This is a genomic window from Streptomyces sp. NPDC050743, from assembly GCF_044456925.1.
Taxonomy (GTDB): domain Bacteria; phylum Actinomycetota; class Actinomycetes; order Streptomycetales; family Streptomycetaceae; genus Streptomyces.
This window is the reverse complement of record NZ_JBITGJ010000002.1, coordinates 237,569-264,059: the sequence shown is the minus strand read 5'-3', so window position 1 is coordinate 264,059 and position 26,491 is coordinate 237,569. Positions and strand designations below refer to the sequence as shown.

Annotated in this window: 26 protein-coding genes; 17 read left to right on the top strand and 9 right to left on the bottom strand. The window is 72.8% G+C overall.

What is annotated here, in order from left to right; genetic code table 11:
• Positions 1–122 precede the first annotated feature (122 nt).
• Positions 123–257, top strand: a complete 135-nt coding sequence (locus tag ACIBJF_RS03670; protein WP_361116210.1) for an SPW_0924 family protein — start codon at positions 123–125, stop codon at positions 255–257.
• Positions 258–285: 28 nt separating this feature from the next.
• Positions 286–1,278 carry a DUF3068 domain-containing protein gene (locus tag ACIBJF_RS03665; RefSeq protein ID WP_399172024.1) on the top strand — a complete coding sequence of 331 codons (993 nt, stop codon included), beginning with the start codon at positions 286–288 and terminating at the stop codon, positions 1,276–1,278.
• On the opposite strand, the gene hrpB is transcribed toward ACIBJF_RS03665, so the two are convergent.
• Together hrpB and ACIBJF_RS03655 are read right to left on the bottom strand one after the other, a co-directional pair.
• Positions 1,268–3,793, bottom strand: coding sequence for an ATP-dependent helicase HrpB (gene hrpB, locus ACIBJF_RS03660; RefSeq protein WP_399172021.1), 2,526 nt, complete (start codon positions 3,791–3,793; stop codon positions 1,268–1,270). The genes ACIBJF_RS03665 and hrpB overlap by 11 nt on opposite strands.
• A gap of 68 nt (positions 3,794–3,861) precedes the next feature.
• Entirely contained in the window at positions 3,862–4,842 is a 981-nt protein-coding gene (locus ACIBJF_RS03655; RefSeq protein WP_399172020.1) for a class I SAM-dependent methyltransferase, read from the bottom strand.
• Positions 4,843–5,070: 228 nt separating this feature from the next.
• Here ACIBJF_RS03655 and rpsA point away from each other — a divergent pair, with 228 nt between their 5' ends.
• The 4 genes from rpsA (at position 5,071) to ACIBJF_RS03635 (ending at position 8,819) form a co-directional block, all read left to right on the top strand.
• On the top strand, positions 5,071–6,561 hold the full coding sequence (rpsA, locus tag ACIBJF_RS03650; RefSeq protein ID WP_023551529.1) for a 30S ribosomal protein S1: 1,491 nt from the start codon (positions 5,071–5,073) through the stop codon (positions 6,559–6,561).
• A gap of 220 nt (positions 6,562–6,781) precedes the next feature.
• On the top strand, positions 6,782–7,720 hold the full coding sequence (locus ACIBJF_RS03645; RefSeq protein ID WP_399172019.1) for a PAC2 family protein: 939 nt from the start codon (positions 6,782–6,784) through the stop codon (positions 7,718–7,720).
• 45 nt (positions 7,721–7,765) lie between these two features.
• Positions 7,766–8,377: a dephospho-CoA kinase gene (gene coaE / locus ACIBJF_RS03640; RefSeq protein ID WP_399172018.1), complete on the top strand. Its 612-nt coding sequence runs from the start codon at positions 7,766–7,768 to the stop codon at positions 8,375–8,377.
• Between the two features lie 61 nt (positions 8,378–8,438).
• Positions 8,439–8,819, top strand: coding sequence for a tetratricopeptide repeat protein (locus ACIBJF_RS03635; protein WP_399172017.1), 381 nt, complete (start codon positions 8,439–8,441; stop codon positions 8,817–8,819).
• A gap of 62 nt (positions 8,820–8,881) precedes the next feature.
• On the opposite strand, the gene ACIBJF_RS03630 is transcribed toward ACIBJF_RS03635, so the two are convergent.
• Positions 8,882–9,178 carry a DUF6343 family protein gene (locus tag ACIBJF_RS03630; RefSeq protein WP_399172016.1) on the bottom strand — a complete coding sequence of 99 codons (297 nt, stop codon included), beginning with the start codon at positions 9,176–9,178 and terminating at the stop codon, positions 8,882–8,884.
• Positions 9,179–9,264: 86 nt separating this feature from the next.
• Between ACIBJF_RS03630 and ACIBJF_RS03625 the strand changes: the two genes are divergently transcribed.
• The 3 genes from ACIBJF_RS03625 to ACIBJF_RS03615 all read left to right on the top strand — a co-directional run bounded on the left by ACIBJF_RS03625 (position 9,265) and on the right by ACIBJF_RS03615 (position 11,563).
• Entirely contained in the window at positions 9,265–10,176 is a 912-nt protein-coding gene (locus ACIBJF_RS03625) for an acyltransferase domain-containing protein (RefSeq protein WP_399172015.1), read from the top strand.
• Positions 10,177–10,308: 132 nt separating this feature from the next.
• On the top strand, positions 10,309–11,004 hold the full coding sequence (locus ACIBJF_RS03620) for a class I SAM-dependent methyltransferase (protein WP_399172014.1): 696 nt from the start codon (positions 10,309–10,311) through the stop codon (positions 11,002–11,004).
• Positions 11,005–11,113: 109 nt separating this feature from the next.
• Positions 11,114–11,563: a DoxX family protein gene (locus tag ACIBJF_RS03615; protein WP_399172012.1), complete on the top strand. Its 450-nt coding sequence runs from the start codon at positions 11,114–11,116 to the stop codon at positions 11,561–11,563.
• 231 nt (positions 11,564–11,794) lie between these two features.
• Here ACIBJF_RS03615 and ACIBJF_RS03610 read toward each other — a convergent pair whose 3' ends face one another.
• Positions 11,795–12,586 (bottom strand): RNA-binding S4 domain-containing protein, encoded by a 792-nt coding sequence (locus tag ACIBJF_RS03610; RefSeq protein ID WP_399172011.1) that lies wholly within the window; start codon positions 12,584–12,586, stop codon positions 11,795–11,797.
• Positions 12,587–12,813: 227 nt separating this feature from the next.
• On the opposite strand from ACIBJF_RS03610, the gene ACIBJF_RS03605 reads away from it, so the two are divergent.
• Positions 12,814–13,509 carry a uracil-DNA glycosylase gene (locus tag ACIBJF_RS03605; protein ID WP_399172010.1) on the top strand — a complete coding sequence of 232 codons (696 nt, stop codon included), beginning with the start codon at positions 12,814–12,816 and terminating at the stop codon, positions 13,507–13,509.
• Positions 13,510–14,413: 904 nt separating this feature from the next.
• On the opposite strand, the gene ACIBJF_RS03600 is transcribed toward ACIBJF_RS03605, so the two are convergent.
• Positions 14,414–15,076, bottom strand: coding sequence for a GntR family transcriptional regulator (locus ACIBJF_RS03600; protein WP_399172009.1), 663 nt, complete (start codon positions 15,074–15,076; stop codon positions 14,414–14,416).
• Between the two features lie 189 nt (positions 15,077–15,265).
• On the opposite strand from ACIBJF_RS03600, the gene ACIBJF_RS03595 reads away from it, so the two are divergent.
• Both ACIBJF_RS03595 and ACIBJF_RS03590 read left to right on the top strand, forming a co-directional pair.
• Positions 15,266–16,723, top strand: a complete 1,458-nt coding sequence (locus tag ACIBJF_RS03595; RefSeq protein WP_399172008.1) for an NCS1 family nucleobase:cation symporter-1 — start codon at positions 15,266–15,268, stop codon at positions 16,721–16,723.
• A 5-nt stretch (positions 16,724–16,728) separates the two neighbouring features.
• The gene (locus tag ACIBJF_RS03590) at positions 16,729–17,451 is read left to right on the top strand and encodes an aspartate/glutamate racemase family protein (RefSeq protein ID WP_399172007.1); all 723 of its coding nucleotides are present in this window, start codon (positions 16,729–16,731) and stop codon (positions 17,449–17,451) included.
• A gap of 49 nt (positions 17,452–17,500) precedes the next feature.
• Here the strand turns inward: ACIBJF_RS03590 and ACIBJF_RS03585 are convergent, their stop codons facing one another.
• The gene (locus ACIBJF_RS03585) at positions 17,501–17,953 is read right to left on the bottom strand and encodes a GNAT family N-acetyltransferase (RefSeq protein ID WP_399172006.1); all 453 of its coding nucleotides are present in this window, start codon (positions 17,951–17,953) and stop codon (positions 17,501–17,503) included.
• The gene (locus ACIBJF_RS03580) at positions 17,950–18,366 is read right to left on the bottom strand and encodes a RidA family protein (protein ID WP_399172005.1); all 417 of its coding nucleotides are present in this window, start codon (positions 18,364–18,366) and stop codon (positions 17,950–17,952) included. The genes ACIBJF_RS03585 and ACIBJF_RS03580 overlap by 4 nt, the downstream gene beginning before the upstream one ends.
• Positions 18,367–18,583: 217 nt before the next feature.
• On the opposite strand from ACIBJF_RS03580, the gene ACIBJF_RS03575 reads away from it, so the two are divergent.
• The 5 genes from ACIBJF_RS03575 (at position 18,584) to ACIBJF_RS03555 (ending at position 23,844) form a co-directional block, all read left to right on the top strand.
• Entirely contained in the window at positions 18,584–19,375 is a 792-nt protein-coding gene (locus tag ACIBJF_RS03575) for a nucleotidyltransferase domain-containing protein (RefSeq protein WP_399172004.1), read from the top strand.
• A 148-nt stretch (positions 19,376–19,523) separates the two neighbouring features.
• On the top strand, positions 19,524–21,362 hold the full coding sequence (locus ACIBJF_RS03570; RefSeq protein WP_399172002.1) for an FUSC family protein: 1,839 nt from the start codon (positions 19,524–19,526) through the stop codon (positions 21,360–21,362).
• Positions 21,363–21,377: 15 nt separating this feature from the next.
• Positions 21,378–22,730 (top strand): amidohydrolase, encoded by a 1,353-nt coding sequence (locus tag ACIBJF_RS03565; protein ID WP_399172001.1) that lies wholly within the window; start codon positions 21,378–21,380, stop codon positions 22,728–22,730.
• A gap of 127 nt (positions 22,731–22,857) precedes the next feature.
• Positions 22,858–23,514 (top strand): DUF899 domain-containing protein, encoded by a 657-nt coding sequence (locus ACIBJF_RS03560; RefSeq protein WP_399172000.1) that lies wholly within the window; start codon positions 22,858–22,860, stop codon positions 23,512–23,514.
• A 156-nt stretch (positions 23,515–23,670) separates the two neighbouring features.
• Complete coding sequence (locus ACIBJF_RS03555) at positions 23,671–23,844, top strand: hypothetical protein (protein ID WP_399171999.1); 174 nt, start codon at positions 23,671–23,673, stop codon at positions 23,842–23,844.
• 24 nt (positions 23,845–23,868) lie between these two features.
• Here the strand turns inward: ACIBJF_RS03555 and ACIBJF_RS03550 are convergent, their stop codons facing one another.
• Together ACIBJF_RS03550 and ACIBJF_RS03545 are read right to left on the bottom strand one after the other, a co-directional pair.
• The gene (locus ACIBJF_RS03550; RefSeq protein WP_399171997.1) at positions 23,869–25,893 is read right to left on the bottom strand and encodes an ABC transporter ATP-binding protein; all 2,025 of its coding nucleotides are present in this window, start codon (positions 25,891–25,893) and stop codon (positions 23,869–23,871) included.
• Between the two features lie 167 nt (positions 25,894–26,060).
• A complete protein-coding gene (locus ACIBJF_RS03545) occupies positions 26,061–26,447 on the bottom strand; it encodes a hypothetical protein (RefSeq protein ID WP_351801127.1) in 387 nt (128 codons plus the stop codon).
• Positions 26,448–26,491: the final 44 nt, after the last annotated feature.

Genomic DNA, 26,491 nt, shown 5'->3' with positions numbered 1-26,491 from the left:
GGGAGGGCGCCCTCGTTCGTGCGTGCACCGCTGTTCTCATCTCACCCGCCCGTTGCTACGGTGCCGAACCTGACGAGCCATCAGAAAGCTGTCAGGACACGACCGTCCGCCGGGAGGCCCGTATGCGCGCCCTCATCGCCGCCGCGACCGGTCTCGCCCTCGCGTTCGCCCTGGTCCTGGCGATGACCGCCATGGGCGCGCCGACGGGCCGGACATCCCCCAAGCCGCTGCTGACGACGGTGCCCTCGCACCCGTAGCCGCGCCCGTCCCGGAGGGAGGCCTTCCATGCGCCGCAAGGCAAGCCTGGTCCTGCTCGCCTGCGCCGTCTTCTGCGCGGCGCTCGCCCCGCTCATGCGCTGGTACGCCTTCCCGCGCCTGGCCAGGATTCCCGCCAACCAGTACCAGGACATGGTCCTGGAGGCCAAGGGCGCCACCCTCCTCGACTACGGCACGATGCGCGCGCGGAAGGTCTCCAAGGTCACCATCGTGCAGACCCTCAAGGGCGATGTGGCGGCCGCGAAGAGGATCGAGAAGACGGCCGGCCGGCCGGTCGTGGTCTGGGACGGCCTCTCCTACGTCCAGGGCCCCGACGGCAAGATGGTCTCCAAGGTCCCCGAGCGCTACATCTTCGACGCCCACAGCCAGGACCCCGTGCACGCCACCGGCGAGACGGTCGACGGCGACCCGGTCACCCGCCGGGGCATCGAGTTCAAGTGGCCCTTCCTGACGCAGAAACGCGACTACGAGTACTTCGACGCGCAGACCCGCACCACCAGCCCCATCCACTACAAGGGCACCCGGACCTTCCGCGGCCTGGAGGTCTACTACTTCGAACAGACCATCCCCTGGACCAAGGTCGCCCTGCCGAAGACCATGCCCGTCCAGGGCATCACGCCGGAATCGGTCGCCAGGACCGGCACCACCCGCTGGTACAGCACCGTCCGCAGGTTCTGGGTCGAACCCGTCACCGGCGCGCCCGTCTACGGCGAGGAGCTCCACAAGGAGGAACTGCGCGGCGGCACCCTGCTCGGCGGCCGGGACAGGGTGACGGCGTTCGCCGGGGACGTGAAGATGCGCGAGGACTACATCGAGCACACGGTCGCCCTGGTCAAGCACAACCGCACCCTGGTGCTGCTGCTCACCTCGTACGTGCCCTGGGGCTCCCTGGCCACGGGCTTGCTGCTCCTGGCCCTCTCCCTCTACCTGGAGGCCCGCGCCCGCCGCCCCCGGGACCCGGCACCCACGGAACCCGCCGCACCCGAACCGGTCAGCGCCTGAGCCGCGCGTTGGTGTGCCGGGTGGGCTCGGCCGTCGCCGGGTCCTCGGGCCACGGATGCTTCGGATAGCGCCCGCGCAGCTCGGCCCGCACGCCCCGGTAGCCGTCCCGCCAGAAGGAGGCGAGGTCGGCCGTGACGGCGGCGGGCCGCCCGGCGGGGGAGAGCAGGTGCACGAGCAGCGGCACGCCCGCGACGGCCGGCGTCTCGCGCAGCCCGAACATCTCCTGCAGCTTCACCGCGAGCACGGGCCGCTCCGGATCCCGATAGTCGATCCGGATCCTGGACCCACTCGGCACGGTGATCCGCTCGGGCGCCAGCTCGTCCAGCCGCGCGGCCTCACCGCTCGCCCACGGCAGCAACCGTGCCAGCCCCTGCCCGGCGTCGATCCGGCCGAGATCGGCCCGCCGCCGGGCCCGGCCCAGCTCCGGCTCCAGCCAGTCGTCCACGCGCGCGTGCAGCGCGTCGTCGGACACGTCCGGCCACGGCTCGCCCACGCGGGCGTGCAAGAACGCGAGCCGCTGCCGCAACACCTCCGCCTCCGGCGACCAGCGCAGCAGCCCGGGCCCTTCCTGCCGCAGCCCGTCGAGCAGGGCCCCGCGTACGAGCGCGGGATCGGCGTCCTTCAGCGGCCGTACGGCCAGCTCGATGGCGCCGAGCCGTTCGACACGCCGGGCCACGACGTCGCCGTCGGCCCAGTGGACCTCGTCCCGCTCGTCGAGCAGGGTCCCGGCGGCGGCGAGTGCCACGCCCTCGTCGACGGCGGCTCCGAGCAGCACACGCGCGTGCCCCTTCCCGGCGGGCCGATCGGCCACGGCGACGACGATCCAGGGCGCACCCCGCAACGCCGACCCGTCACCCGACTCGGCCCGCGTGCCGGAGGCCATCAGATACGACTCGCCGTCGCGCTTGGCCACCCGCTCGGGAAAGGCGAGCGCGGCGACGACCCCGGCGAGCCGCTCATCACCGGTACCCGGTCCGACCTCAAGGGCACTTTCTGTCTGACGGTCGCCGGCGGGCCGGTGGGAAGAATCCTCCGAGACGGCCCGCAGCCGCCGTACCTCCGCGGCCCACCGCCCCGCATAGGCGTCACCCCCGCGCCGCGCACGACGCAACGCACCGGCGAGGTCGTCCCCGTAGTCCCGCGGCACCTCTTCGGAGAGCAGGGCGACAACCTCCGCACCCTCACCACCGGTGTCCAACAGGGCCCGCCCGAGCCGAGGGTGCACCCCCAGCCGAGCCAGACGTACACCCACCGGCGTCGCCCGGCCGACGGAGTCCACCGCGCCGACGGCCGACAGGACCTCCCGCGCCGCCGCCATCGCCCCACCCGGCGGAGGATCGAGCAACGCCAGCCCGGAGGCGTCCGGATCGCCCCAGCAAGCCGTCTGCAGGGCGAACGCGGTGAGGTCGGCCACCTTGATCTCCGGCGTCGGAAACGCCGGCAGACGCCCGTCCTCGGCCTCGGACCAGCACCGGTACACCGCCCCCGGCGCCTCTCGGCCGGCCCGCCCCGCCCGCTGCCGCCCGGCCGCCCGCGACGCCCGTACCGTCGTCAGCCCGCTCAGCCCGCGCGCGTGGTCCACCCTCGGCTCCCGCGCCAGCCCCGAGTCCACCACCACGCGCACCCCGGGCACCGTCAGGGAGGACTCCGCCACCGAGGTCGCCAGCACCACCCGGCGCCGCGCCGCGGGCGCCAGTACCGCGTCCTGCACGGCGGCCGGCGCCCGCCCGTGCACCTGGAGCACGTCGATGTCCCCCACATCGCCCAGTCGGCCCGCCACGCGCGCGATCTCCCCCACGCCGGGCAGGAAGCACAGCACGTCCCCGTCCCGCTCGGCCAGCGCCCGCCGCACCACCGACGTCACATGGGCCAGCAGCGCCGGGTCGACCCGCATCCCGTGCGGCGGCCGTACCGGGCGCACCGCAGGCGCCCACACCACCTCCACCGGGTGCGCGACGCCCTCCGCCTCGACCAGCGGCGCCCCGCCCAGCAGCCGCGCCCAGCCCTCGGCGTCGGTCGTCGCCGACGCGGCCACCAGCCGCAGCTCCGGCCGCAGCGCCTGCCTCACGTCCCACAGGAACGCGGCCGCCGTGTCGGCGTCCAGATGCCGCTCGTGGCACTCGTCGAGGACCACGACGTCGACGCCCGGCAGCTCCTGGTCCCGTTGCAGCCGCTGCAGCAGCACACCGGTCGTCACGACCTCCACGCGCGTGTGCCGCCCCACGGCCCGTTCGCCGCGCACCGTGAAGCCGACGCTCTCGCCGGGCTTCCCGCCCAGCAGCCAGGCCATCCGCCGGGCCGCCGCCCGCGCCGCGATCCGGCGCGGCTCGGCCACCACGACACGCCGCGCGGGCCCGCCCCCGACCAGCCCCGCCAGCACGAGCGGCACCAGTGTCGTCTTGCCGGTGCCGGGCGGCGCCACGAGCACGGCGGTGCCGCCGTCCTCCAGGGCCTCGGTCAGGGCGGGCAGGGCCGAGCGCACGGGCAGCGCGTCCAGGGCGTCGTAACGGATCACGCCCCTAGTGTCGTACGGCGGCGAAAGCGGCCCTCACGCGCGCGTGCACGCGTGTACGAGTCGGGAGGTCAGTCCCGCTCGCACACGAAGATCGCCGTCCCCGGGATCAGATTGCCCCGCAGCGGGGACCAGCCGCCCCACTCCGAGGTGTTCCAGGCCGGCCACTCCGGCTCCAGCAGGTCCACCAGGCGGAAACCGGACGCCACGATGTCCCGGACCCGGTCGCCGATCGTCCTGTGGTGTTCGACGTAGACCGCGCGGCCCTCCTCGTCCTGCTCGACGTAGGGCGTGCGGTCGAAGTAGGAGGAGGACACCGACAGGCCCTCGGGGCCCGGCTCGTCCGGGAACGCCCAGCGGATCGGGTGCGTCACCGAGAACACGAACCGGCCACCCGGCCGCAGCACCCGGCGCACCTCGCGCAGCACCAGCCGCGGGTCGGCGACGAAGGGCAGCGCCCCGTACGCGGAGCAGGCCAGGTCGAAGGAGCCGTCCGCGAAGGGCAGCGCGCCGGCGTCCGCGCAGACCAGCGGAAACGATCCGCCGATGCGCAGGGCGTGCTGCAGCTGGCGGTGCGAGAGGTCCAGGGCCACCGGGCGGGCCCCCTGGGCGGCCAGCCAGCGCGCGCACTGCGCCGCGCCCGCGCCGATCTCCAGGACGTCCTTGCCCTTCAGCTCCTCCGGCGGGCCGAGCAGCTCGGCCTCCACCTCGTCCAGGCCCTCCGGGCCCCACACGAAGCAGTCGTCGCCCAGGAACGTGCCGTGCTCGACCTGGTACTCGTCCGCGTTGCGATCCCACCAGCCCCGGTTGGCCCGTGCGCTCTCCGCGACACCGGCGTCACGGCGTGTCGCCTCCGGCTCGAACGCCTCGGGTCCCTCGGGCTCGTACGTTTCCGGCTCTTGGATGATGGGCTCCCTCGTCGTACTCTTCCGTCCAACCCGCCGGGGCTCGTCACGGAAGCGGTCCCCAAGGCCTGCGTGGCCTCCAGGGACGTTTCTTCTGCCGGTTATGGGGCGATCTGCCCCGGGTGTGCGCCTTCGCGCATTGACCATGTCCGGCTGTCCCCGTATGCTACAAGTTGCGCTGCGGGCCTGCGCGCCTCAGACGGAGCAGGCTGCGCTCGCATCTGTTGTATGTCCCCTCGGTTCTCGAGGCGCCACCGGGCACCCGGTGTCCATTTGGTGGCGCTTCCTTGGCTGTCCGGCTTCTGCAGAGCGAAACGGGCTCCCGGCGTAAGCAGTGCCTACGACTTCAATGTCCGTACCGGAGCCCTTTCCCACATGACGAGCAGCACCGAGACCACCGCCACCACCCCGCAGGTAGCGGTCAACGACATCGGTAACGAGGAAGCCTTCCTCGCAGCGATCGACGAGACGATCAAGTACTTCAACGACGGCGACATCGTCGACGGCGTCATCGTGAAGGTCGACCGGGACGAGGTCCTGCTCGACATCGGTTACAAGACCGAAGGTGTCATCCCGAGCCGCGAGCTCTCGATCAAGCACGACGTCGACCCGAACGAGGTCGTGGCCGTCGGCGACGAGATCGAGGCCCTGGTCCTTCAGAAGGAGGACAAGGAAGGCCGCCTGATCCTCTCGAAGAAGCGCGCCCAGTACGAGCGTGCCTGGGGCACCATCGAGAAGATCAAGGAAGAGGACGGCATCGTCACCGGTACCGTCATCGAGGTCGTCAAGGGTGGTCTCATCCTCGACATCGGCCTCCGTGGCTTCCTCCCGGCCTCCCTGGTCGAGATGCGCCGCGTCCGTGACCTTCAGCCGTACGTCGGCAAGGAGCTCGAGGCCAAGATCATCGAGCTGGACAAGAACCGCAACAACGTGGTCCTGTCCCGCCGCGCCTGGCTCGAGCAGACCCAGTCCGAGGTCCGCCAGACGTTCCTCACGACCCTCCAGAAGGGTCAGGTCCGCTCCGGCGTCGTCTCCTCGATCGTCAACTTCGGTGCCTTCGTGGACCTGGGTGGCGTCGACGGTCTGGTCCACGTCTCCGAGCTGTCCTGGAAGCACATCGACCACCCGTCCGAGGTCGTCGAGGTCGGCCAGGAGGTCACCGTCGAGGTTCTCGACGTCGACATGGACCGCGAGCGCGTCTCCCTGTCGCTGAAGGCGACCCAGGAAGACCCGTGGCAGCAGTTCGCCCGCACCCACCAGATCGGCCAGGTCGTGCCCGGCAAGGTCACCAAGCTGGTGCCGTTCGGTGCGTTCGTCCGCGTGGACGAGGGCATCGAGGGTCTGGTCCACATCTCCGAGCTGGCCGAGCGCCACGTGGAGATCCCGGAGCAGGTCGTCCAGGTCAACGACGAGATCTTCGTCAAGGTCATCGACATCGACCTCGAGCGTCGTCGCATCAGCCTCTCGCTGAAGCAGGCCAACGAGTCCTTCGGTGCCGACCCGGCCTCGGTCGAGTTCGACCCGACCCTGTACGGCATGGCCGCGTCCTACGACGACCAGGGCAACTACATCTACCCCGAGGGCTTCGACCCGGAGACCAACGACTGGCTGCCGGGCTACGAGAAGCAGCGCGAGGAGTGGGAGCGCCAGTACGCCGAGGCGCAGGCCCGCTTCGAGCAGCACCAGCAGCAGGTCATCAAGTCCCGCGAGGCCGACGCCGCTGCCGCGGCCGAGGGCGGCGAGGCTGCGGCTCCGGCCGCGACCGGCGGTTCGTACTCCTCCGAGGGCGCGGACACCTCCGGTGCGCTGGCCTCGGACGAGGCGCTGGCCGCGCTGCGCGAGAAGCTCGCCGGTGGCCAGAGCTGAGGCTTAGCCGATAGCCGGCTCCGAGGGGCCGCACCTTTCGAGGTGCGGCCCCTCGGGCGTTGCCGGGTGGCTTTCCGCTGCCCGGAGCACCGCCGCGTCCCCGGCCACGGAGCTGCCCGTGCCGATGTCGTCCATGAGATCGCTGATCAGCGGCGTGTCGCGGGAATGACCGCGTTCCAGGGGGCGTTGACCCTGAGGAACACGAGGAGGAGCGGTCACAGTGCTTGATCCGCAGGGTTTGTACGCATGGGAGCCGAAGGGCCTCGCCGTTGTCGACATGGCGCTCGCCCAGGAGTCGGCCGGCCTTGTCATGCTCTACCACTTCGACGGATACATCGACGCGGGCGAGACCGGCGACCAGATCGTCGACGGACTGCTCGACTCACTGCCCCACCAGCTCGTCGCCCGATTCGACCACGACCGGCTCGTGGACTACCGGGCCCGCCGGCCCCTGCTGACCTTCAAGCGGGACCGCTGGACCGACTACGAGGTCCCGGCCATCGAGGTCCGCCTCGTCCAGGACACCACGGGCGCTCCCTTCCTGCTGCTCTCCGGGCCCGAACCGGACGTGGAGTGGGAGCGGTTCGCGGCGGCCGTACAGCAGATCGTGGAGCGGCTCGGCGTGCGCCTCTCCGTGAACTTCCACGGCATCCCCATGGGCGTCCCGCACACCCGCCCGGTGGGTCTCACCCCGCACGGCAACCGCTCCGACCTCGTCCCGGGCCACCGCAGCCCCTTCGAGGAGGCCCAGGTGCCCGGCAGCGCCGAGTCGCTGGTGGAGTACCGCCTGATGGAGGCCGGGCACGACGTCCTGGGCGTCGCCGCGCACGTCCCGCACTACATCGCCCGTTCGCCCTACCCGGACGCCGCCCTGACCGTCCTGGAGGCCATCACGGCCGCCACCGGACTGGTCCTCCCGGGCGTCGCGCACTCGCTGCGCACGGACGCGTACCGCACCCAGACGGAGATCGACCGCCAGATCCAGGAGGGCGACGAGGAACTCACCGCGCTCGTCCAGGGCCTGGAGCACCAGTACGACGCCGCCGCGGGCGCCGAGACCCGGGGCAACATGCTCGCCGAGCCGGTGGACATTCCGTCCGCCGACGAGATCGGGCGCGAGTTCGAGCGGTTCCTGGCGGAGCGCGAAGGCGAGAACTGACCTCCCCGGGGCCTGCTGTCAGCGGCAGGGCCTAAGCTTCCGGTCATGCTGAAGGTGGGCCTGACCGGTGGGATCGGCGCCGGCAAGAGCGAGGTGTCACGGCTGCTCGTGGAGCACGGGGCCGTGCTGATCGACGCGGACCGCATCGCGCGCGAGGTCGTGGCGCCGGGCACCCCCGGCCTCGCCGCCGTGGTCGAGGCCTTCGGCGAGGACGTCCTCACCGCGGACGGCAGCCTGGACCGGCCCAAGCTCGGTTCGATCGTCTTCGCCGACCCCGAGAAGCTCGCCGTCCTCAACTCGATCGTGCACCCCCTGGTGGGCGCCCGCTCCCGCGAGCTGGAGGAGGCCGCGGCCGCCGACGCCGTGGTGATCCACGACGTGCCCCTCCTCACCGAGAACGGCCTGGCGCCGCTGTACGACCTGGTGATCGTCGTGGACGCGAGCCCCGAGACCCAGCTCGACCGGCTGGTCCGGCTGCGCGGGATGACCGAGGAGGACGCACGCGCGCGTATGGCCGCGCAGGCGACCCGCGAGCAGCGCAGACGGATCGCGGACATCGTGATCGACAACGACGTACCGTTGGACGCGCTGCACAAGCGCGTCACCGAGGTGTGGGAGGACCTCGTACGGCGGGCGAGCGAGGGTACCGCTGAGTAGCGTCGGAATAGCGGCCCTCCCCGCGGGCGTTGAATGGCTGCAGTGAGGGAAGGACTCTGCCGTGCCCGAGACCAGCGGTTCCACCGGACGTACTCCGGAGACGCATGTCATCGACTTCCGTGCAGCCGAGCATCTGCTCAACTCACGGGACCCCCGGGGTGCGGTGAAGCTGCTCGACCCAGTCATCGCCGCGCACCCGGAGAACACCGCGGCCCGGCTGCTGCGCGCGCGTGCGTTCTTCGCCGCGGCGCAACTGCGGCCCGCCGAGCTGGAGTTCACGATCGTGCTGGAGCGCGAGCCGGACAACGCGTTCGCGCACTTCGCACTGGCCCGCACCTACGAACGCCAGGGCCGCCCCGACCAGGCCAAACGCCATTTCCGTCTCGCTGCCGCACTGGACCCGAACCCGCGGTACCTGGAGGCGGCACGCTTCGACGAGTGACCGAGTGACCGAGTGACCGAGTGACCGAGTGACCGAGCCGGCCGTGCCGTGCGTCGGGTCGGTCAGGGATGGCGGTGCCGAGGCGGACCCGTGAACGGCGGTCCGCCCTCCGGCGGCCGGTACGGCGGCACGTCACGGCCCGGCTGATAGTGCGCGCCCTGCCGGATGTGCCTGACGATCATGGCCATGTCGACGGTGACCACCAGCCACAGCACCCCGCAGGCCACCGCCCAGCCGGGGCGCCCGAGGAGTGCGAACGCCACCGTGCCGAAGACCGCCCAGACCAGCCCCCACACGGACAGCCAGAACCGCGCCCGCAGAGCACTGCGCGCGGTCGCCGGTTCACTGCCCGTACGCATCGGAACACCACTCCTGCTTGCAACGTACTCTTCGCTGACGACGCACACCAACGGCGCTCGACCGTTGCTCGTCCAAGGGGGTTCTCTTGCTGCCGGACGCCGACGACCTGCCCGAACTGCTCCTCGACCTGGCCGTGCCGCACGAGGACATCAACGACCTGGTGTCCGGGCGGCGCCGGGTGACCGGTGACCCGGGAGTGCTGAGACTCCTGGAGGAGTGCGTCGAGGAGCTGTTTCGCGATCCGGAGGAGGTCGATCGCACGCCCGAGCTCGCCGGACTCCTCGACGCGGCGCCAGCCGAGCTGGCCGGCGTCTTCGCCGTTTACGTCTTCGTCGCCGCGGCCCCGCACACCCTCGCCCGGCACCGGGAACGCGGCATCCCGCCCGAGGTCTCCCGGCGCACCCTGGCCGACCTGGGCCGTCAGATGGCCGTGCACCGCAGACGGCACGGTACGACCGGCGTGCAGTCGCGACGCTGGCTCGTCCGTCACTTCCGGGGCGAGCTGTTCCAGCTGGGCCGGCTGCAGTTCGAGCGGGCACGACTCGGGCAGCGCACGGCTCCCGTGCTCGTGGCGGCCGGCCTGGACGCGCTCCCCGGCACGGCCTGCCTCAACCTGCACATCCCCGACTTCCACGGTCCGCTGACCCCGTCCGCCTGCGACCGCTCACTGGCCCGGGCGCGCGAGTTCTTCGCCGTGCACTTCCCCGAGGAGCGGCCGGTGGCCGCACTGTGCCACTCCTGGCTGCTCGACCCGCAGTTGAAGCGGTACCTGCCGGCCGACTCCAACATCATCCGCTTCCAGGACCGGTTCCGCACCGTCCGCGAGGACACCGAACCGGCCGACACCGAACCCGTCCAGTTCGTCTTCGGCGACCCCGATCTGCCGGCCGCGGAGCTGCCCGCCCGCACGTCCGTGGAGCGGGCCGTGGGGGACCATCTGCGGGCGGGCGGCCACTGGTACATCGGGCGCGGCTGGTTTCCCTTCCCGGCGCGATAGCGAGGACCACGCGAACAGCGCGGATCAGGCCGCCGCACCGCACAGAGCCGAGCCGAACAGGGGTGGCTAACTCGAACGAGTGAACTACGGTCGGACGGGAACGGCCGTGCGAGGGCGGGCCGTTGTTCGGGCATGACGGTCGAGATGCGTGAGGGATACGAGGGCACGGGACCCGGTGCGATCACCCCGGACGGCTGCGCGGTCGAGCTGTACGAGCGGCTGCCGGTCGGCGACGAGCCGGACATCATCGCCGCGGCGGTACCGGCCGGGGCGCACATCCTGGAGCTGGGCAGCGGAGTGGGCCGGATGACCCACCCCCTTCTCGAGCGCGGTTTCACGGTCACGGCGGTGGACGAGTCCGCCGACATGCTGAGCCGCATCCGCGGGGCGCGCACGATATGCGGCCCCATCGAGCAACTGGACTTGGGCGGCGAGGAGTTCGACGTGGTGATGCTCGCGTCGTTCCTCGTGCACGCCGGGGACGAGGAGGTGCGCAGGGGCCTGCTGCGTACCTGCGCCCGGCATGTGGCGAAGGGCGGTTGCGTGCTCATCCAGCGGGAGGGCGAGGACTACCACACGAACGTGCCCAGGGAGCGGGTCGACCCGAGCGGCTTCACCATACGGATCGTCTCCTCGGAGCCGGCCGGCAACGGAGCGAACTCGGTGCATGTCGAGTACGACTTCCCGGACGCGCGCTGGACCCAGACGTTCCTGGCCCGGCCGCTGACCAAGGAGCAGTTCGAGTCGGCACTGGAGGAAGCGGGGCTGGAGGTGGACGCGTATCTGACACCGGACGGGATCTGGGTGCGGGCGGTGCCGAAGGCATAGTGGGCGGGCGGACGGTCGCACGGGGCGGCCGGAAGAGCGATGAGTTTCCGGACCGTGTCCGGTCTACCTCGGTGAAAGCAATCGGCACCGCTTCCCCCAGGAGACCCTCATGTCCGAGACCACCGCTCCCGTCTCCCGCACCGCTTCCGTCGACTCCGCCGGCTCCCTCAGCGGCCGGAGGCGCGCGGCCCGGGTCGCGCTGCGGACCGTGCAGGTGCTGCTCGCGCTGTTCTACGGCCTCGCGAGCGCGCTGCCCAAGCTCATCGCGCACCCCTCGGCCGTCGAGGCCTTCGACAAGATCGGCTGGGGCAGCGGGGCCATGTACACCATCGGCGCGCTCGAACTCGCCGGAGGCGTCGCGCTCTTGATCCCCGTGCTGCAGTCCGTGGCGGCGATCGCGCTCAGCGCACTGATGGTGGGTGCGTTCATCGTGCAGCTCACGGCCTTCGACGGCCAGAACGCGGCGACCCCGGTGATCCTGATGGTGCCGCTCGCCTTGATCGCCTGGGCCCGGCGCGGGCACAACGCGGACCTTCTGGGGTTGGTGCGGCGGCGGTGACCCCGGGCGCGTGTCGCCGGTGCCGTCGGCCGGGCGCGGGGGCCCGGCCGACGGCACCGGCGTGTGCTTGCGGGGTGGTGGTGCCTTCGGATCATCGGCCCCGGTGACGGCCTGTCGGTCCCACCTGATCCGGACCCGGATCCACCCACTGGTCCCCGGGAGCCGGGTCCATGCCGGTCGGGCGGGGGCCGGTCGGCGGCGCCGGCGGTCGTTGCGGGGTAACGCTGCAGGTCACCGTCCCCGGGGGTGCCCACCGGTCCCGCCCGACCCGGATCCACCACGCCTGCCGGATCCACTGGACTTGCCGGACCCACCGGACCTGCCGGACCCGCTGGATCCACCGCTCCCACCGGAGCGGCCGCGGCCGCCGGCCGCGGGCCCACCTCGGCCCCCGGACCCACCGGGGCCGCCGAGTCCGGCGAAGCCGCCGGGGGCTGCGGCGCCGCCGAAGGCGCCGAAGCCGCCCGGGAGGCCCGGGTCCGCGAGGCCGCGCAGGCGTTCCATTTCGCGGCGGTCGCGCTTGGTGGGGCGGCCGGTGCCTCGGTCGCGAAGGCCGGCGGGGGCGATGGCCTCGCGGGGCGGAGGCGGAGGGGAGTTGTCGATGTAGCACTGGGCGGCCACGGGGGCGCCGACCCGCTTGCGGATCAGGCGCTTGACGATCACGACGCGTTCCCGGCCCTCGTGTCGCAGGCGCACCTCGTCGCCGACGCGCACGGAGTAGGCGGGCTTCACCCGCTCGCCGTTCACATGGACGTGGCCGCCACGGCAGGCGGTGGCGCCCAGGGAACGCGTCTTGATCAGACGCACGGCCCAGATCCAGCTGTCGATCCGGACCGTCTCACCCTTGGCCGGTCCCGCCGCCTCGGCGGCGGCCACCGCGGCGGCGATCTTCGGATCGACGGGCTGCTCGGCGGAGGCACCGGAGCCGTGGTCCTGGGTGTCCGGGGCGTCCTGGGCGGGGCGGGGCCCGTCCGGTCCGCCGGTCCCACGGTTCACGTTCTCGTCCGCATCCTCGGAAGCCATGCCCCCGACCTTAACTCTCCGGGCCGTGTGAGCCGGAGGCGATTTTCCCGGGGTTATGGGATGCCGGGCGCGGGGTGCCCGGTGTGCCGGTGCGATCCCTCTCGCAGCCGGCCCCGCTGCTTCCGTCAGCGGCCGTGTTGATCGGGCCCCGGCCGAGGTCGGCCACGGCGGGTTCCTGGTGCAGGGCGCGGCGTCCACGAGAGCCGGTAGAGGCATACGGTGGCCGCATGGACGACAGCAGCGCCCTCGCCCGGCTCGACCGGCGGGTCGCGGACTGCAGGGCGTGCCCTCGCCTGGTCGAGTGGCGCGAGGAGGTGGCCCGCACGAAACGGGCCGCGTTCGCCGACTGGACGTACTGGGGGCGGCCGGTGCCCGGCTTCGGCCCCGCCGACGCACGGCTGGTGATCATCGGGCTGGCTCCAGCCGCGCACGGCGGCAACCGAACCGGCCGGATGTTCACCGGCGACCGCTCCGGAGACGTGCTCTACCAGGCGCTGTACGACGAGGGGCTGGCCTCCCAGTCGACGTCCGTCAGCGCCGACGACGGGCTGGAGCTGTACGGCGTCCGGGTCACCGCGCCCGTGCACTGCGCCCCGCCCGCCAACAAGCCGACCCCCGGCGAGCGTGACACCTGCCGCGCCTGGCTGGTCCAGGAGCTGAGGCTGCTGCGCCCGACGCTGAGGGCGGCGGTCGTGCTCGGAGCCTTCGGCTGGCAGGCCGCGCTGCCCGCGTTCAGCGAGGCGGGCTGGACCGTGCCCCGGCCCCGCCCGGCCTTCGCCCACGGCACCCGGGTCGCGCTCGACGACCTGGACCTCTTCGGCTGCTTCCACGTCAGCCAGCGCAACACCTTCACCGGCCGGCTCACCACGGAGATGCTCCGCGAGGTGCTACGCACAGCGGCGGAGGCAGCCGGCCTGCGGTAACCGCCCTCCAACAGCCGACCCCGACCGGCGCCCGTCCGTCAGCGGCGGCTCATCGGGCGGCCCATCGGTACCCGACCGGCGCCGGTCGGCTACCGCCGGGTCCATCAGGAGCCGATCGAGCCCCGCCAGCAGCTCGGGGTGGTGTCTTGGGAGGCGACAGCCGCCGGCCAGGATCCGGCACCGGTCCGGCGGAAGCCGGTGGCCGCTCGTGAGCACCTCGGGGTGGTCCCGTCGGGAGGCGAATGCCGTCGGCCAGGATCTGGCACCGGTCTCGCGGAAGCCGGTGGCCGCTCGTGAGCACCTCGGGGTGGTCCCGTCGGGAGGCGAATGCCGTCGGCCAGGATCTGGCACCGGTCCGGCGGAAGCCGGTGGCCGCTCGTGCAGCACCTCGGGGTGGTCCCGTCCGGAGGCGAATGCCGTCGGCCAGGATCCGGCACCGGTCCGGCGGAAGCCGGTGGCCGCTCGTGAGCACCTCGGGGTGGTCCCGTCCGGAGGCGAATGCCGTCGGCCAGGATCCGGCACCGGTCTCGCGGAAGCCGGTGGCCGCTCGTGAGCACCTCGGGGTGGTCCCGTCGGGAGGCGAATGCCGTCGGCCAGGATCCGGCACCGGTCTCGCGGAAGCCGGTGGCCGCTCGTGAGCAGCCCGCGGTGGTCCCTCGGGAGGCGACAGCCGCCGGCCAGGATCTCGCACCGGTCCCGCGGAATCCGGAAGCCGGGAAGCCGGTAGCCGCTGCGCGAGCAGCCCGTGGTGGTCCCGTTCGGAGGCGACAGCCGCCGGTCAGCAGCTCACAGTGGTCCATCAGGGGCCGGCCGGCGTATGTCAGCGGTCCGCAGCGGTCCCTCGTGAGCCGGTAGCCGTCCGTCACGAGCCCCCAGCGGTCCCTCTTCGGCCGGCCGTGGTCCTTCAGTCGGCGTCGGCGGGATCGGTTCCGAACAGGTGCCGTACCGTCGAGCGGTAGTTGGCGCGGACGTGGTCGAGGGCGTGGGCGCGGGCGCGGTCGGGGTCGCCGGAGGCGATCGCCTCGTACAACTCGCGGTGCTCGGTGAGGAGTTGGGGCCATTCCTCGTTGCGCCGGGTGAGCCAGCGCAGGCGGCCGTCGACCGGCTCCATGACCGAGATCAGCAGGCTGTTGCCGGCCAGGGCGCGGATGCGGTCGTGGAAGCGCGTGTTGATGTCCGTGATCGCCTCGGCGTCGCCCTCCTTCGTCGCCCGAGCCGCCTGGTCGAGCAGGTCCCTCAGCTCCGCCAGGGCCTCGGGAGTCACCCGGGACGCCGCCAGCCCCGCCGCGTACACCTCCAAGGCCTCGCGCAGCTCGAAGAGTTCCCTGACGTCGGTCGGGTTCAGCCGGCGCACCACCGTGCGGCGGGCCGACTCGAAGAGGACGAAGCCCTCGGCGACCAGCGCGCGGATCGCCTCCCGCACCGGCACCCGGGAGACGCCGAACCGCTCGGCGAGCTCCCGTTCGACGAGTCGGTCACCGGGCCCGAGGCGCCCGGCGATGATGTCCTCCCGCAGGCTCGCCAGGACGCGCTCGCGCACCGCGCCCAGGGGTTCGATCTTCGTCATGGGCCCATCTTCGCCGACGCGAGGCCACTTTTACGGGGCCGTAACGACAAGGACATCGGTCCGAACGCTTGACGACGGCACCATGGCAGCTATTTGGTATACCAAACGCGGCTCGCTGTGGGTTTCCGGCCCGCAGTCCGTCCGAGTTCCTGCGGTATGGCCCCTTCGTCCCCCTGTCCAGGAGGTCCCGTGTCCCTCGCCGACCGTGCCGAAACCACCGGCGCCCCCGCGTTCGTCCCCGATCCTCGCCTCGTCAACGAGGACCTCGCCCCCGCCGAGCGGCGGAACTGGAAGGTCTTCGACCTCTTCGCCATGTGGATGTCCGACGTCCACAACCTCGGCAACTACACCTTCGCCGCCGGCCTGCTCGTCCTCGGCATGAACGTCTGGCAGGTCTTCACCTCCCTGCTCGCCGGCTTCGTGCTCATCTACGCCGGCATGAACTGGATGGGGAGGATCGGCCAGCGCCACGGCGTGCCCTTCCCGGTGGTCGGCCGGATCAGCTTCGGCGTCTGGGGTGCCAACATCCCCGCGCTGATCAGGGCCGTGATCGCCATCATGTGGTACGGCATCCAGACCTATCTGGCCTCTGTCGCCGTCAACGTGATGCTGCTCGCGGCCTGGCCGGGCCTCGACTCCCTCACCCACCACTCCTTCCTCGGCCTGGACGCGCTCGGCTGGATCTCCTTCGTCTCGCTCTGGGTGATCCAGGCGCTGATCATCAGCCGGGGCATGGAGGCCGTACGGAAGTTCCAGGACTTCTGCGGTCCGGCGATCTGGCTGGTGATGATCGCGCTGGCGCTGTGGGTCCTGGCCAAGGCCCACTGGAGCATCTCGCTCACCTCCACCCCGCACCCGGTGTCCACGGGAGAGCAGTGGCGGCAGTGGTTCGGCGCGATCGGCCTCATCCTCGCCACCTACGGCACCCTGATGCTCAACTTCTGCGACTTCTCCCGCTTCGCGCCCGACTACAAGACCGTCCGGCGCGGCAACTTCTGGGGCCTCCCCATCAACTCCACCGCCTTCGTCGTGGTGTCGGTGATCGTCACGGCCGGCTCGCTGAAGGCGTTCGGACAGGCCATCACCGACCCCGCGGAACTGGTCGCCAAGGTCGGCAACACCTGGGTGCTCGTGATCGCCGCGTTCACGTTCGCGGTCGCCACCATGGGCGTCAACATCGTCGCCAACTTCGTCTCACCGGCGTACGACCTCGCCAACGTCTGGCCGCAGAAGATCACCTTCAAGGTCGGCGGCATGATCAGCACGGTCGCGGCGCTGCTCGTCACCCCCTGGAACCTCTTCTCCAACCCGACCGTCGTCAACTACTTCCTCGGCGGCCTCGGCGCCTTCCTGGGCCCGCTGTTCGGCGTGATCATGGTCGACTACTACTGGGTCAAGCGCGGCAAGGTCGACGTCGAGGCGCTGTTCGACGCCCGGCCGGGCACCCCGTACCACTACCGCAAGGGCGTCAACCCGACGGCGCTGTGGGCGTTCCTGCCCTCCGCCGCGGTGGCCGCCGTGGTAGCGCTGGTGAAGAGCTTCGGCGATGTGGCGCCGTACTCCTGGTTCATCGGCACGGCACTCGCCGCCGGCCTGTACGCCCTGCTGACCCGCCGGGAGCGCGCGACGACGGCGAAGGAGGCCTGACGGGCGTGCGGATCATCGTCACCAACTGCAACACCACGCAGGAGATGACCGAGGAGATCGTCCGCGGCGCCCGGGCCGCCGCGGGCCCGGCCACCTCGGTGACCGGTCTGACCCCCGCCTGGGGCCCGGCGTCCGCCGAGGGCTGGCTGGACAGCTATCTCTCCGCCGCCGCCGTCCTCGACACCCTGCGGACGTACGACGGACCCGCGTACGACGCCGTGGTCCTGGCCGGCTTCGGCGAGCACGGCCGGGAAGGCGTACGGGAGTTGGTGGACGTCCCGGTCGTGGACATCACCGAGGCCGCCGCCCACCTCGCCTGCCTCCTCGGCCGCCGCTACGGCGTCGTCACCACCCTGCACCGCTCCTGCGGCCAGATCGAGGACAGCCTGGAGACGGCCGGTGTGGCCCGGAACTGCGCCGCCGTCGTCGGCACCGGCCTCGGCGTCCTCGACCTCGCCGGCGACCCCGGCCGCACCGAGGCCGCGTTCCTGACGGCGGCCGAGCGGGCCCGGGACGCGGGCGCCGAGGTCCTGGTCCTGGGCTGCGCCGGGATGACGGGACTGCAGCGGGCGGTGGGGGAGAAGCTCGGGCTGCCCGTGGTCGACGGTGTGGCGGCGGCGGTCAAGCTTGCCGAGTCCCTGGTCGCCCTGGGCCTGACCACCAGCCGAGCGGGCAGCTACGACAGGCCACGGCCCAAGAAGAGGAGGTGGGGACGCCCGGCACGCTGAGCCGGACGGCGTGGCTCTCGCTCGCCACGGCGGGCCGGTACGGCCGGGCTCACGGCCGCCAGACGTACCGCACGTCCGGCTCCCGCTCCTCGTTGCCGCTGCCGTCGGTGAACTCCACCGCGGCGAAACCATGGCGCTCGTAGAAGCGGTGGGCGGGCTTGTTGACCTGGAAGGTCCACAGGGTCAGCCCGCCCGGGCTGCGCTCCTTGGCCAGCGCCACGAACCGGTCACCGATGCCGCGCCCCCGCCACTCCGGGGCCAGATACAGCTGCGACAGCAACTCCCGGTTCAGCACCATCAGGCCGACGATCCCGCCGCCGGCCTCCGCCACCCAGGTCTCCCGTGACGGCACGACGACATCCCGGATGTACTCGCGCACCTCGTCGTCGGTGTGCGGCCGCACGACGGTGGGCAGGGCGGCGTCGAAGGACCGCAGATACACGTCCGCGACGGCCAGGGCGTCCGCCGCCACGGCCCGGCGCAGCACGACCTCGTCCGTCACCGGTTCCCCTCGCGCTCCGGCACCACGGCCGTGGCCGTGATCTCCACCAGCTGCCCGGTGTACCCGAGGCAGGCGACCCCGAGCAGCGTGGACGAGTGCGGTCCCGCGCTCAGCCCGGAGGCCTCCACCACGTCCCACACCGCGGACAGTGCCGACGGCTCGCTGCTCACCACGTACACGTCCGTCGCGACCACATGCGCCAAGTCGCTCCCGACGGCGTCCAGTTGCTCCCGGAGATTGGCGATCACCTGCTCCGCCTGCCGCACCGGATCACCCGGGCCGACGATCTCCCCCTTCTCGTCGAGCGGCACGGCCCCGGCGAGGAAGGCCAGCTTCGTACCGGCCTCGACAACGGAGGCGTGCGCATAGCGGGGCGGCGGGAAGAGGACTGGGACGGTTACGCGCTGGATCACTGGGGCGCTCTCCTCAATCGGCGGTGGACGACACGACTTCCCGACGAATCCCGATGATCGGTCCCGTCGGCCCTGCCCGCATCCGAATTACCGGGACCGCTCTGCTGACGGGACACCGACGGCGGAGGCGTACGGACTCTCGACTTCCCGCACGGGCGGGAAGGCCCCGCCGGAATTTCGGGAGCGGACTCCGGGACGGCCGCGGCAGGCTGGGGCCATGCCCACGTCCCAGCCGACGCCCACGCCCCAGCTTCCCGATCCCGTCTTCCTCGCGCGTACCGCCGACCGCCTCGCCGCCCTCCCCGCCGTCCGGGCGGTCGCCCTCGGCGGCTCCCGGGCCCAGGGCACCCACCGCCCGGACAGCGACTGGGACCTGGCGATCTACTACCGCGGCCCCTTCGACCCCGACGACCTGCGCGCCGTCGGCTGGGAGGGCGAGGTCTGCGAGATCGGCGGGTGGGGCGGCGGAGTCTTCAACGGCGGGGCCTGGCTGACCATCGACGGACGCCGGGTCGATGTGCACTACCGCGACCTGGACGTGGTCGAGCACGAGCTGGCGGAGGCGGAGGAGGGACGGTTCCGGGTGGAGCCGCTGCTCTTCCATCTCGCCGGCATCCCCACCTACCTGATCGTGGCCGAACTGGCCGTCAACCAGGTGCTCCGAGGCACCCTGCCCCGCCCGGCGGGCTACCCGGCGCGGCTGCGCGTCACCGCCGCCGAGCGCTGGCACGGCACCGCCCGCGCCACCCTCGCCTACGCGAAGGCCAACCACGCCCCCCACGGCCGGCTCACGGAGACCGCAGGCGCCCTCGCGACGGCCGCCGCCCAGGCCGCGCACGGAGTGCTCGCGGCGCGCGGCGAGTGGGTGACGAACGAGAAACGGCTGCTGGAGCGGGCCGGGCTGCGGGGGATCGACGCGGTGGTGGGGGCGCTGCCGTCCGAACCCGAGGCCCTCGTCGCCGCCGTGACCGAGGCCGAGGAGATCGTCGCCGGGGCATTGCGTTCATAAAGAAACCGGCCGGCCGCGGCACCTTTCACGTGCCGGAAACTTGATCGCACCGTTCGCACCAAGAAAGCCCCCTACCGTGGGGCACAGCCCACCCGGCCACCGCCGTCCGAAGGCAAGGCACAACCCGCCCGCGTACGACAGGAGCCCCGTGTCCCGGCCCGCCGCCCCCCTCTGGCTCGCCCATGCCCTGCGCGCCCAGCGCGGCCCCGTCCCCTGGAGCGCGGTCACCCGGGGCGCGCTCGCCGCCGGGCCGCTGCTGCTCGCCGGCGTCGGTACGGGGCACACCGCGCTCGGCGTCCTCGCCGCGATCGCCGCGATGCTCGCCGGCATCAACGACCGGCCGGGCAGCCGGCGGGCCTCCGTCAAACGGCTCGGGGCGCCCGCTCTGGCCGGGGCGTTCGGGCTGCTCGCGGGGACGTATGCGGGGCAGGGGCTGGCCGCCGTACCGCTCACCCTGGCGCTCACCCTGCTCGGGCTGGTCGCCGGTGGCATCAGCGCGGTCGGGCCCGTCGCCTCCGCCGCGGGAACGCAGCTCCTCGTCGGCGCCGCGATCGGCGCCGGGATGCCGGCGGCCCAGAGCGGCTGGCAGCGGGCCCTCGCCTTTCTCGCCGGGGCCGGCTGGCTGCTCGTGCTGCGGCTCGCCCTGCCCACGCCCGGTTCGCTCGCCGGGGACTTCCGGTTCGACGGGGAGCGGGCGGCGGTCGCCGACGTGTACGACGCCGTCGCCGCGCTCCTCGACGCCGTGGGCGGGGAGCGGGCCACCGCCCGGCGGGCCGCGCTCACCGCCGCCCTCGATCATGCCCAGGACGCCCTCGCCGGACCCCGGCTGCGCCGGTACGCCAGTTCCGCCGCCGAGCGCCGGCTGCACGCGCAGTACGTGGCCGCGCTCCCGCTCGCAGAGGCCGCCACCGCGCTGTTCTGGGCGGGCGAGCCCGTCTCCGCGCGGGCCGCGGAAGGACCCCGGCGGCTCGCCGCCGCCGTCCGCGGCAACACCGGCACCGGCCCGCTGCCCGCACCCCACCGCTCGGCCCCCGCCCTGCGCGCCCTCGACGACGCCCTGCTGCGCGCGGCCGAGGCCTTCGACCAGGGCAAGGGCGCCCAGCACCGGTTGCTCACCCGGCGCACGGGCCTCCCGGGCGCGCTGCGCGCCGCGTTCGGCACCGGCGGCCGCGAGTACGGGCTGCGGGTCGCCGTCTGCTTCGGGGCCAGCGCAGCCATCGCCCAGGCGCTGCACCACACCCGCTGGTACGGCCAGCACCAGCACTGGTACTGGCTGCCCGCCACCGCCGTCTTCCTCGTCAAGCCCGACCTCGGGCCGCTCGCCTCCCGCGTGCTGTGCCGGGCCGCCGGGACCGTGCTGGGCGCCCTGGTGTTCGCCGGGCTCGCCGCGCTGCTGCCACGCCCGGCCGGGCTGATCGCGCTGGTGGCGGTCTGCGGGGCGCTCGTGCCGGTCGCCACCCGGCACTTCGCCGCGCTGACCGCCGTCGTCACCGTCCTCGTGCTCGCCCTGGTGATGGCCGGCGGTGAGCCCCAGGCCTCCGTCAGCCGGATCGGGGAGACCCTGCTGGCCTGCGCGCTCGTGCTGGTCGTCGGGCATCTGCCGATGCCGGGGGAGCGCGGCGGTGGGGTACGGGCGCGGCTCGCCACGGCCGGGGGCGCCGCGCACGCCTATCTCGTGCACGTCCTCGGCGGGTCCGGCGACCGCGCCGAGCGGTGGGCGCTGCGCCGGGAGGCCTACCGCACCCTCGCCGAGGCCCGTACCGCCATCGCGCTGGCCGCCGCCGAACTGCCCGCCCTCGCCCGGCACACGGCGGGCACGGACGCCGTCGCGGACGTCCTGGAGCGACTTGTCGACACGACCACGGCCTGTGCCGTACACCTCGACGAGACGGGCCGGCTGACCCCTCGGCATGCCGGTCAACTGCAGGACGCACTCGACGAATTGAGGCACCAGCAGATCGAGGTTCCCCTGCCCGTCGCCGCGTAGCCGTACGGTGGGCCCATGCGCCCCGCTCCCGCCGACCTCGTCATCACCGGCTGCACCGCGCTCGTCCATGACGAGGCGGAACAGGTCGGTTTCCGCAAGGACGCGGCGATCGTCGTACGCGACCGGGTCATCGAGTCGGTCACCTCCGCCGCGTCCGTGCGGGACCTGCCCGCCGTGCAGCGGATCGAGGCGTACGGGCAGGTCGCCATGCCGGGACTGATCAACTGCCACACGCACGCCCCGATGGTGGCCTTACGCGGACTCGCCGAGGACCTGCCGACCGAGGAGTGGTTCAACGACGTCGTCTGGCCGGTCGAGTCCAACCTCACCGCCCACGACGTGGAGTCGGGTGCCCGACTGGCCTGCGCCGAGATGATCCGGGGCGGGGTGACCTGCTTCGCCGACCACTACTTCCACATGGACGCCGTCGCCGCCGTCGTCGCCGAGTGCGGGCTGCGCGCGCACCTCGGCGAGGCCTACTTCTCCAGTCAGGGCCCCGAAGGGCGGGAGCGGTCGGCCGAGTTCGCCCTCCGGTACCGCGGCACCGCCGACGGCCGCATCACCACCGCCCTCGCCCCGCACGCCCCCTACACCGTCACCGATGCCGACCTGGCCGCCACCGCCGATCTCGCCCGCGCCCACGGCCTGCCCGTCCACATCCACGCCGCCGAGAACCGCGACCAGACCGACACCAGCCTCGCCCGGCACGGCCTCACCCCCGTCGAGGTCCTCGACCGCGCCGGACTCCTCGACACCGACCTGCTCATCGCGCACGGCACCGGCATCGTGGAGCGCGACCTTCCGCTGCTGGCCCGCACGGGCGGCCGTACGGCCGTGGCGACCGCGCCCCGCGGCTACCTGAAGTTCGCCTGGCCCACCACCACTCCGGTACGGGCCCTGCGCGCGGCCGGCGTCCCCGTCGGGCTCGCCACGGACGGCGCCGCCTCCAACAACTCCCTCGACGTCTGGGAGTCGATGGCGCTGACCTCCCTGATCCAGAAGTCCGCCGAAGGCGATCCACGCTGGCTGACCTCCCGTCAGGCCCTGCACCACGCCACGCTGCAGAGCGCCCGCGCGGTCGGTCTCGCCGACCGCGTCGGCAGCCTCGCGCCCGGCCGGCGCGCCGACATCGTCCTGGTCGACCTGACCGGGCCGCACACCCAGCCCGTCCACGACCTCGCCGCCACTCTCGTGCACAGCGCGCGCTCCTCGGACGTCCGCACGACCGTCGTCGACGGCCGGGTCCTGATGCGCGACCGGCAACTCCTCACCCTCGACCTGCCCGCCGTCGTGGCGGAGTCGGGCCGCCGGCTGCCCGCGCTGACCGACCGGAGCCATGGGCGGCGCATCCAGGAGTACGGCACCTGAGCCGGCCCGATGCCGTGCGGGTCGGCGAGGCCGGAGGGAAATCTCCGCGAAAATCTCCGCGCACGGCGATGAGTTCCGCTCCCGGCGACGGTCACCACCCCGTACCGACCGTCGGACAGGAGGGCCCATGTCGCTTCCGAGGATCGTCTCGCGCGAGCAGTGGCGCGCGGCGCGCGAGGAATTGCAGCGCAAGGAGGAGACGGTCAGACGGGCCCGCGAGGTGCTCGGTCAGGAGCGGCGGCGGCTGCCCATGGTCGAGGTCGACGCCGGGTACGTCTTCGAGGGCGGTGACGGCAAGGCCACCCTCCTGGACCTCTTCGAGGGCCGGGCCCAGCTCGTCGTCCACCACTTCAGGTTCTCCCCGGAGTGGGAGAACGGCTGCCCGTGCTGCTCGGCCTTCCTGGACCAGATCGGCCACCTCGCCCACCTGCGGGCCCGGAACACCTCCTTCGCGGCCGTCTCCCGGGCGCCGTTCACCCGGATCCTGCCGTTCAAGGCGCGGATGGGCTGGGTCGTGCCCTGGTACTCCTCGTCGTGCTCCGCGTCCCACGGCGACTTCAACCTCGACTTCGAGGCCACCGTGGACTCGGGCCAGGGCCTGGTCGACCGGCCGGGCGTCAGCTGCTTCCTGCGCGAGAGCGACCGGGTCTTCCACACCTACTCGGTGTTCGACGACGGGCTGGACGGACTCGGCACCCTCGCCGGCCTGCTCGACCTCACCGCCCTCGGCCGCAGCTCCGCCGGCAGCGAGCGGCTGCGGCTTCACGACGAGTACGACCACTGACGCGGAGGGTGCGGTTCACGTCGCAAAGTGAACGGTCCCGCACGCTCCGCGCCGAACGGGTGTAGGTAATGTCTCAGTCCCGTCATCGAGTGAGGCCTTTCCCTTCTCCAGAGCGTTAACTCCTACGAGTACGACGCTTTCTGGAGGTGCGAGACGGTGAACGGGCGAACGGTGCTCGAGCGCTTTCCCGCCGGTGGTCCGCGGGGATCCCGGCCCGCGGAGGAGTTCGCGCACGCGCGGCGTCTGGAAGGCCTGCCCGCCGAAGTGGTCATGGACCTCGCGACGGACACCTTCCTGGTGATCGTGCGAGGGGCGGAGGCGGCCGAGTGACGCGACCGGTGCCGTCCGGCCGGCTCAGGCCGGCTTCGGCGCCGGTACCTGCGTCGGCACCTGCGCGGTGAACTGTTCCGCCTGCAGCGCGTACAGCTCGGCGTAGACTCCGCCCCTGGCCAGCAGTTCCTGAGGGGGCCCGGACTCCACCAGCCGCCCGTGCTCCAGCACATGCACCAGGTCGGCATGCCGGACCGAGGCCAGCCGGTGGGTGATCAGCACGACCGTCTGCCCACTGCCCGCCAGCGCCCGGATCTTCTCGAACACCTCCAGCTCGGCCCGCGCGTCCAGGGCGGCCGTCGGCTCGTCGACGATCAGCACCTGACCGCGCCGGTACGCCGCCCGGGCGATGCCGAGCCGCTGCCACTGACCGCCGGACAGCTCGTGCCCGCCGCTGAAGTCGCGGGCCAGCAGGGTGTCCAGGCCGCGCGGCAGATCCGCGACCACCTCCTCCGCCCCCGCCTCGGCGACGGCCGCGGCCAGCCGTTCCTCGGTGATGGGCACGGCCGGGCGGCCGACGGCCACGTTCACCCGGGCGGTGAACGGCCAGCGCTTGAAGTCCTGGGCCACCATCGCGATCCGCTCGGCGAGCAGCCGCCGGTCGGCCCGCGCCGCGTCGACGCCGTCCCACAGGATGCGGCCGCGGTCCGGGGTGTACAGGCCCGCGAGCAGCTTGACCAGCGTGGTCTTGCCCGAGCCGTTCTCGCCGACGAGCGCGATGATCCGGCCGAGCGGCAGGGTGAGGGTGACATCGTCCAGGGCGGGGCGGGTCCGCGGCCCACCGGACGATGCCGCCGGCTCACCGGAGGAGGCGGACGGCCCACCGGAAGAGGGGTCCGGCGCGTCGCTCGGATAACTGAAGGTGACGTGCTCGAACCGGATCTCCTTCGGGTCCTCCGGCAGGAGCTCGCCGCCCTCCGGGACGGCCCGCTCGGCCGCCTCCACGTACAGCCGCTGCAAGTCCCCGACGAACAGGGCCTCCTCGTGCAGCTGGTTGATCTCCAGCACCAGCGTGTCCAGGCTCGACGCACCCGTGCGGATCGCGATCACCGCCGTACCGGCCACCGACAGGGCCATCGCGCCGGTCAGCAGCAGCACGCCCAGCGTGGCGTAGGTCGCGAGCGTGGCGAGGCCGGACCAGCCGGCCGCGATCAGACCGGTCCGGGCGGCGAGCCGGGCCAGCCGGGCGTGCTCCGCCTCCGCCGTCTCCGACATGGACCGGAAGTGGCGCAGCAGGAACGGGCCGACCCCGTGCACCCGGATCTCCGGGGCCGCGGCCGGCTCGGTGAGCAGATGGCTGATCAGCCGGCCCGCGCGGGCGTGCTGCACCCAGACATGGAAGGACTCGTAGCGGCGCCGGGCGTTGGTCAGCGCGCTCCAGGCGCTCGGCAGGGTCATGGTGACCAGCAGCGGCAGCAGCACCGGATGCAGTACCGCCAGCACGCCGGCCGCCGCGATCAGCGAGATCAGCGCGCCGATCACCCGGGCGCCGTAGGAGATCATGCGGCGCGCGGACTCGGCGCCGTACCGGGCGGTGTCCAGCAGTTTGTGAAAGGCGTGGTCCTCGATGGCGGCCAGCTCCACGTTCGCCGCCCGCTCCAGATACAGCTCGGTCGCCACCCGCTCCACCTTGGGCTCCAGCCGCCCGATGGCGTACGTGGAGGCCGCCCGCAGCAGCACGGCCACGAGCGATACGGCGGCCATGGCGAGCAGCGCGGGGGCGGCCGACCGCAGTCGCCGCTCGATGTCCGGGCCGGTCAGCAGCCTGGCGAGCGCGCTGTTCACGGCCAGCAGACTCACCGCCTGGGCGGCGCCGCGCAGCGCCTCGGCGGCCAGGACGATCCGCGCGGCCCGGGCGTCGGCCTGGAGGGCCAGCCGCAGACTGGAGGCCAGCATGCCGGGCAGCCGGACGACCATCGCACGGAAGCCCAGTTCCAGGAAGGCGTCCGCGTGCTCGTTCCAGCCCATGTCGTAGCGCAGCGGTCCCCCGAACAGCAGCCGCTCCGACCCCGACACCACGGGCTCGGGCGTCCCCCGCTTCTTCCTCACATGACCTCCCGTAGCGTGACGGAACGGCCACTATCTCCGGGCGAACCGGTGGCGGGGGAGGGCGTGCGGGGGAGTGCGGGGGGAGCGAAGGGGGCGTGTGGCGGGACTCCGCAGAGAGGTCCGCCCCTCGGCCGACCAGGGTGACCGGGGCCGGGACGCGCGCAGCGTCACGCCGCCCGGGACCAGTCCGGGGTCGTTCCGGTCACCCGGCACAAAGCCAGGTACAGCGGGATCGGCGGGGTGTAGGGGACCGTGCCCTCCGGGCGGTGGATGAGCCGGGCGGTGCCGGTGACCAGGGCGCCGGGGGCGTAGTGGGCCGGGGACGGCCAGGGCAGGGCGTAGTCGGAGTCCGACGGAACGATCCACCACCAGCGGGCGCCGTCGGTGTACACACAGCCCAGCCGCGGCAGCCGCGGTACGACGAGTGGGCCGAGTCGGTCGGGCACGGCCACGGCGTCGCAGCCGAGCGGCGCGGTCATGCCGTCCGGCACGGCGAGCCGGCGGGGCGCGTCCGGGACGGGCCTGAGCCGCTGCAGCCGCACCAGGGTGTCCAGGCCGAGGGACCGCTCGGCGCCCCGGGCGGCGCCGACGGTGCTGG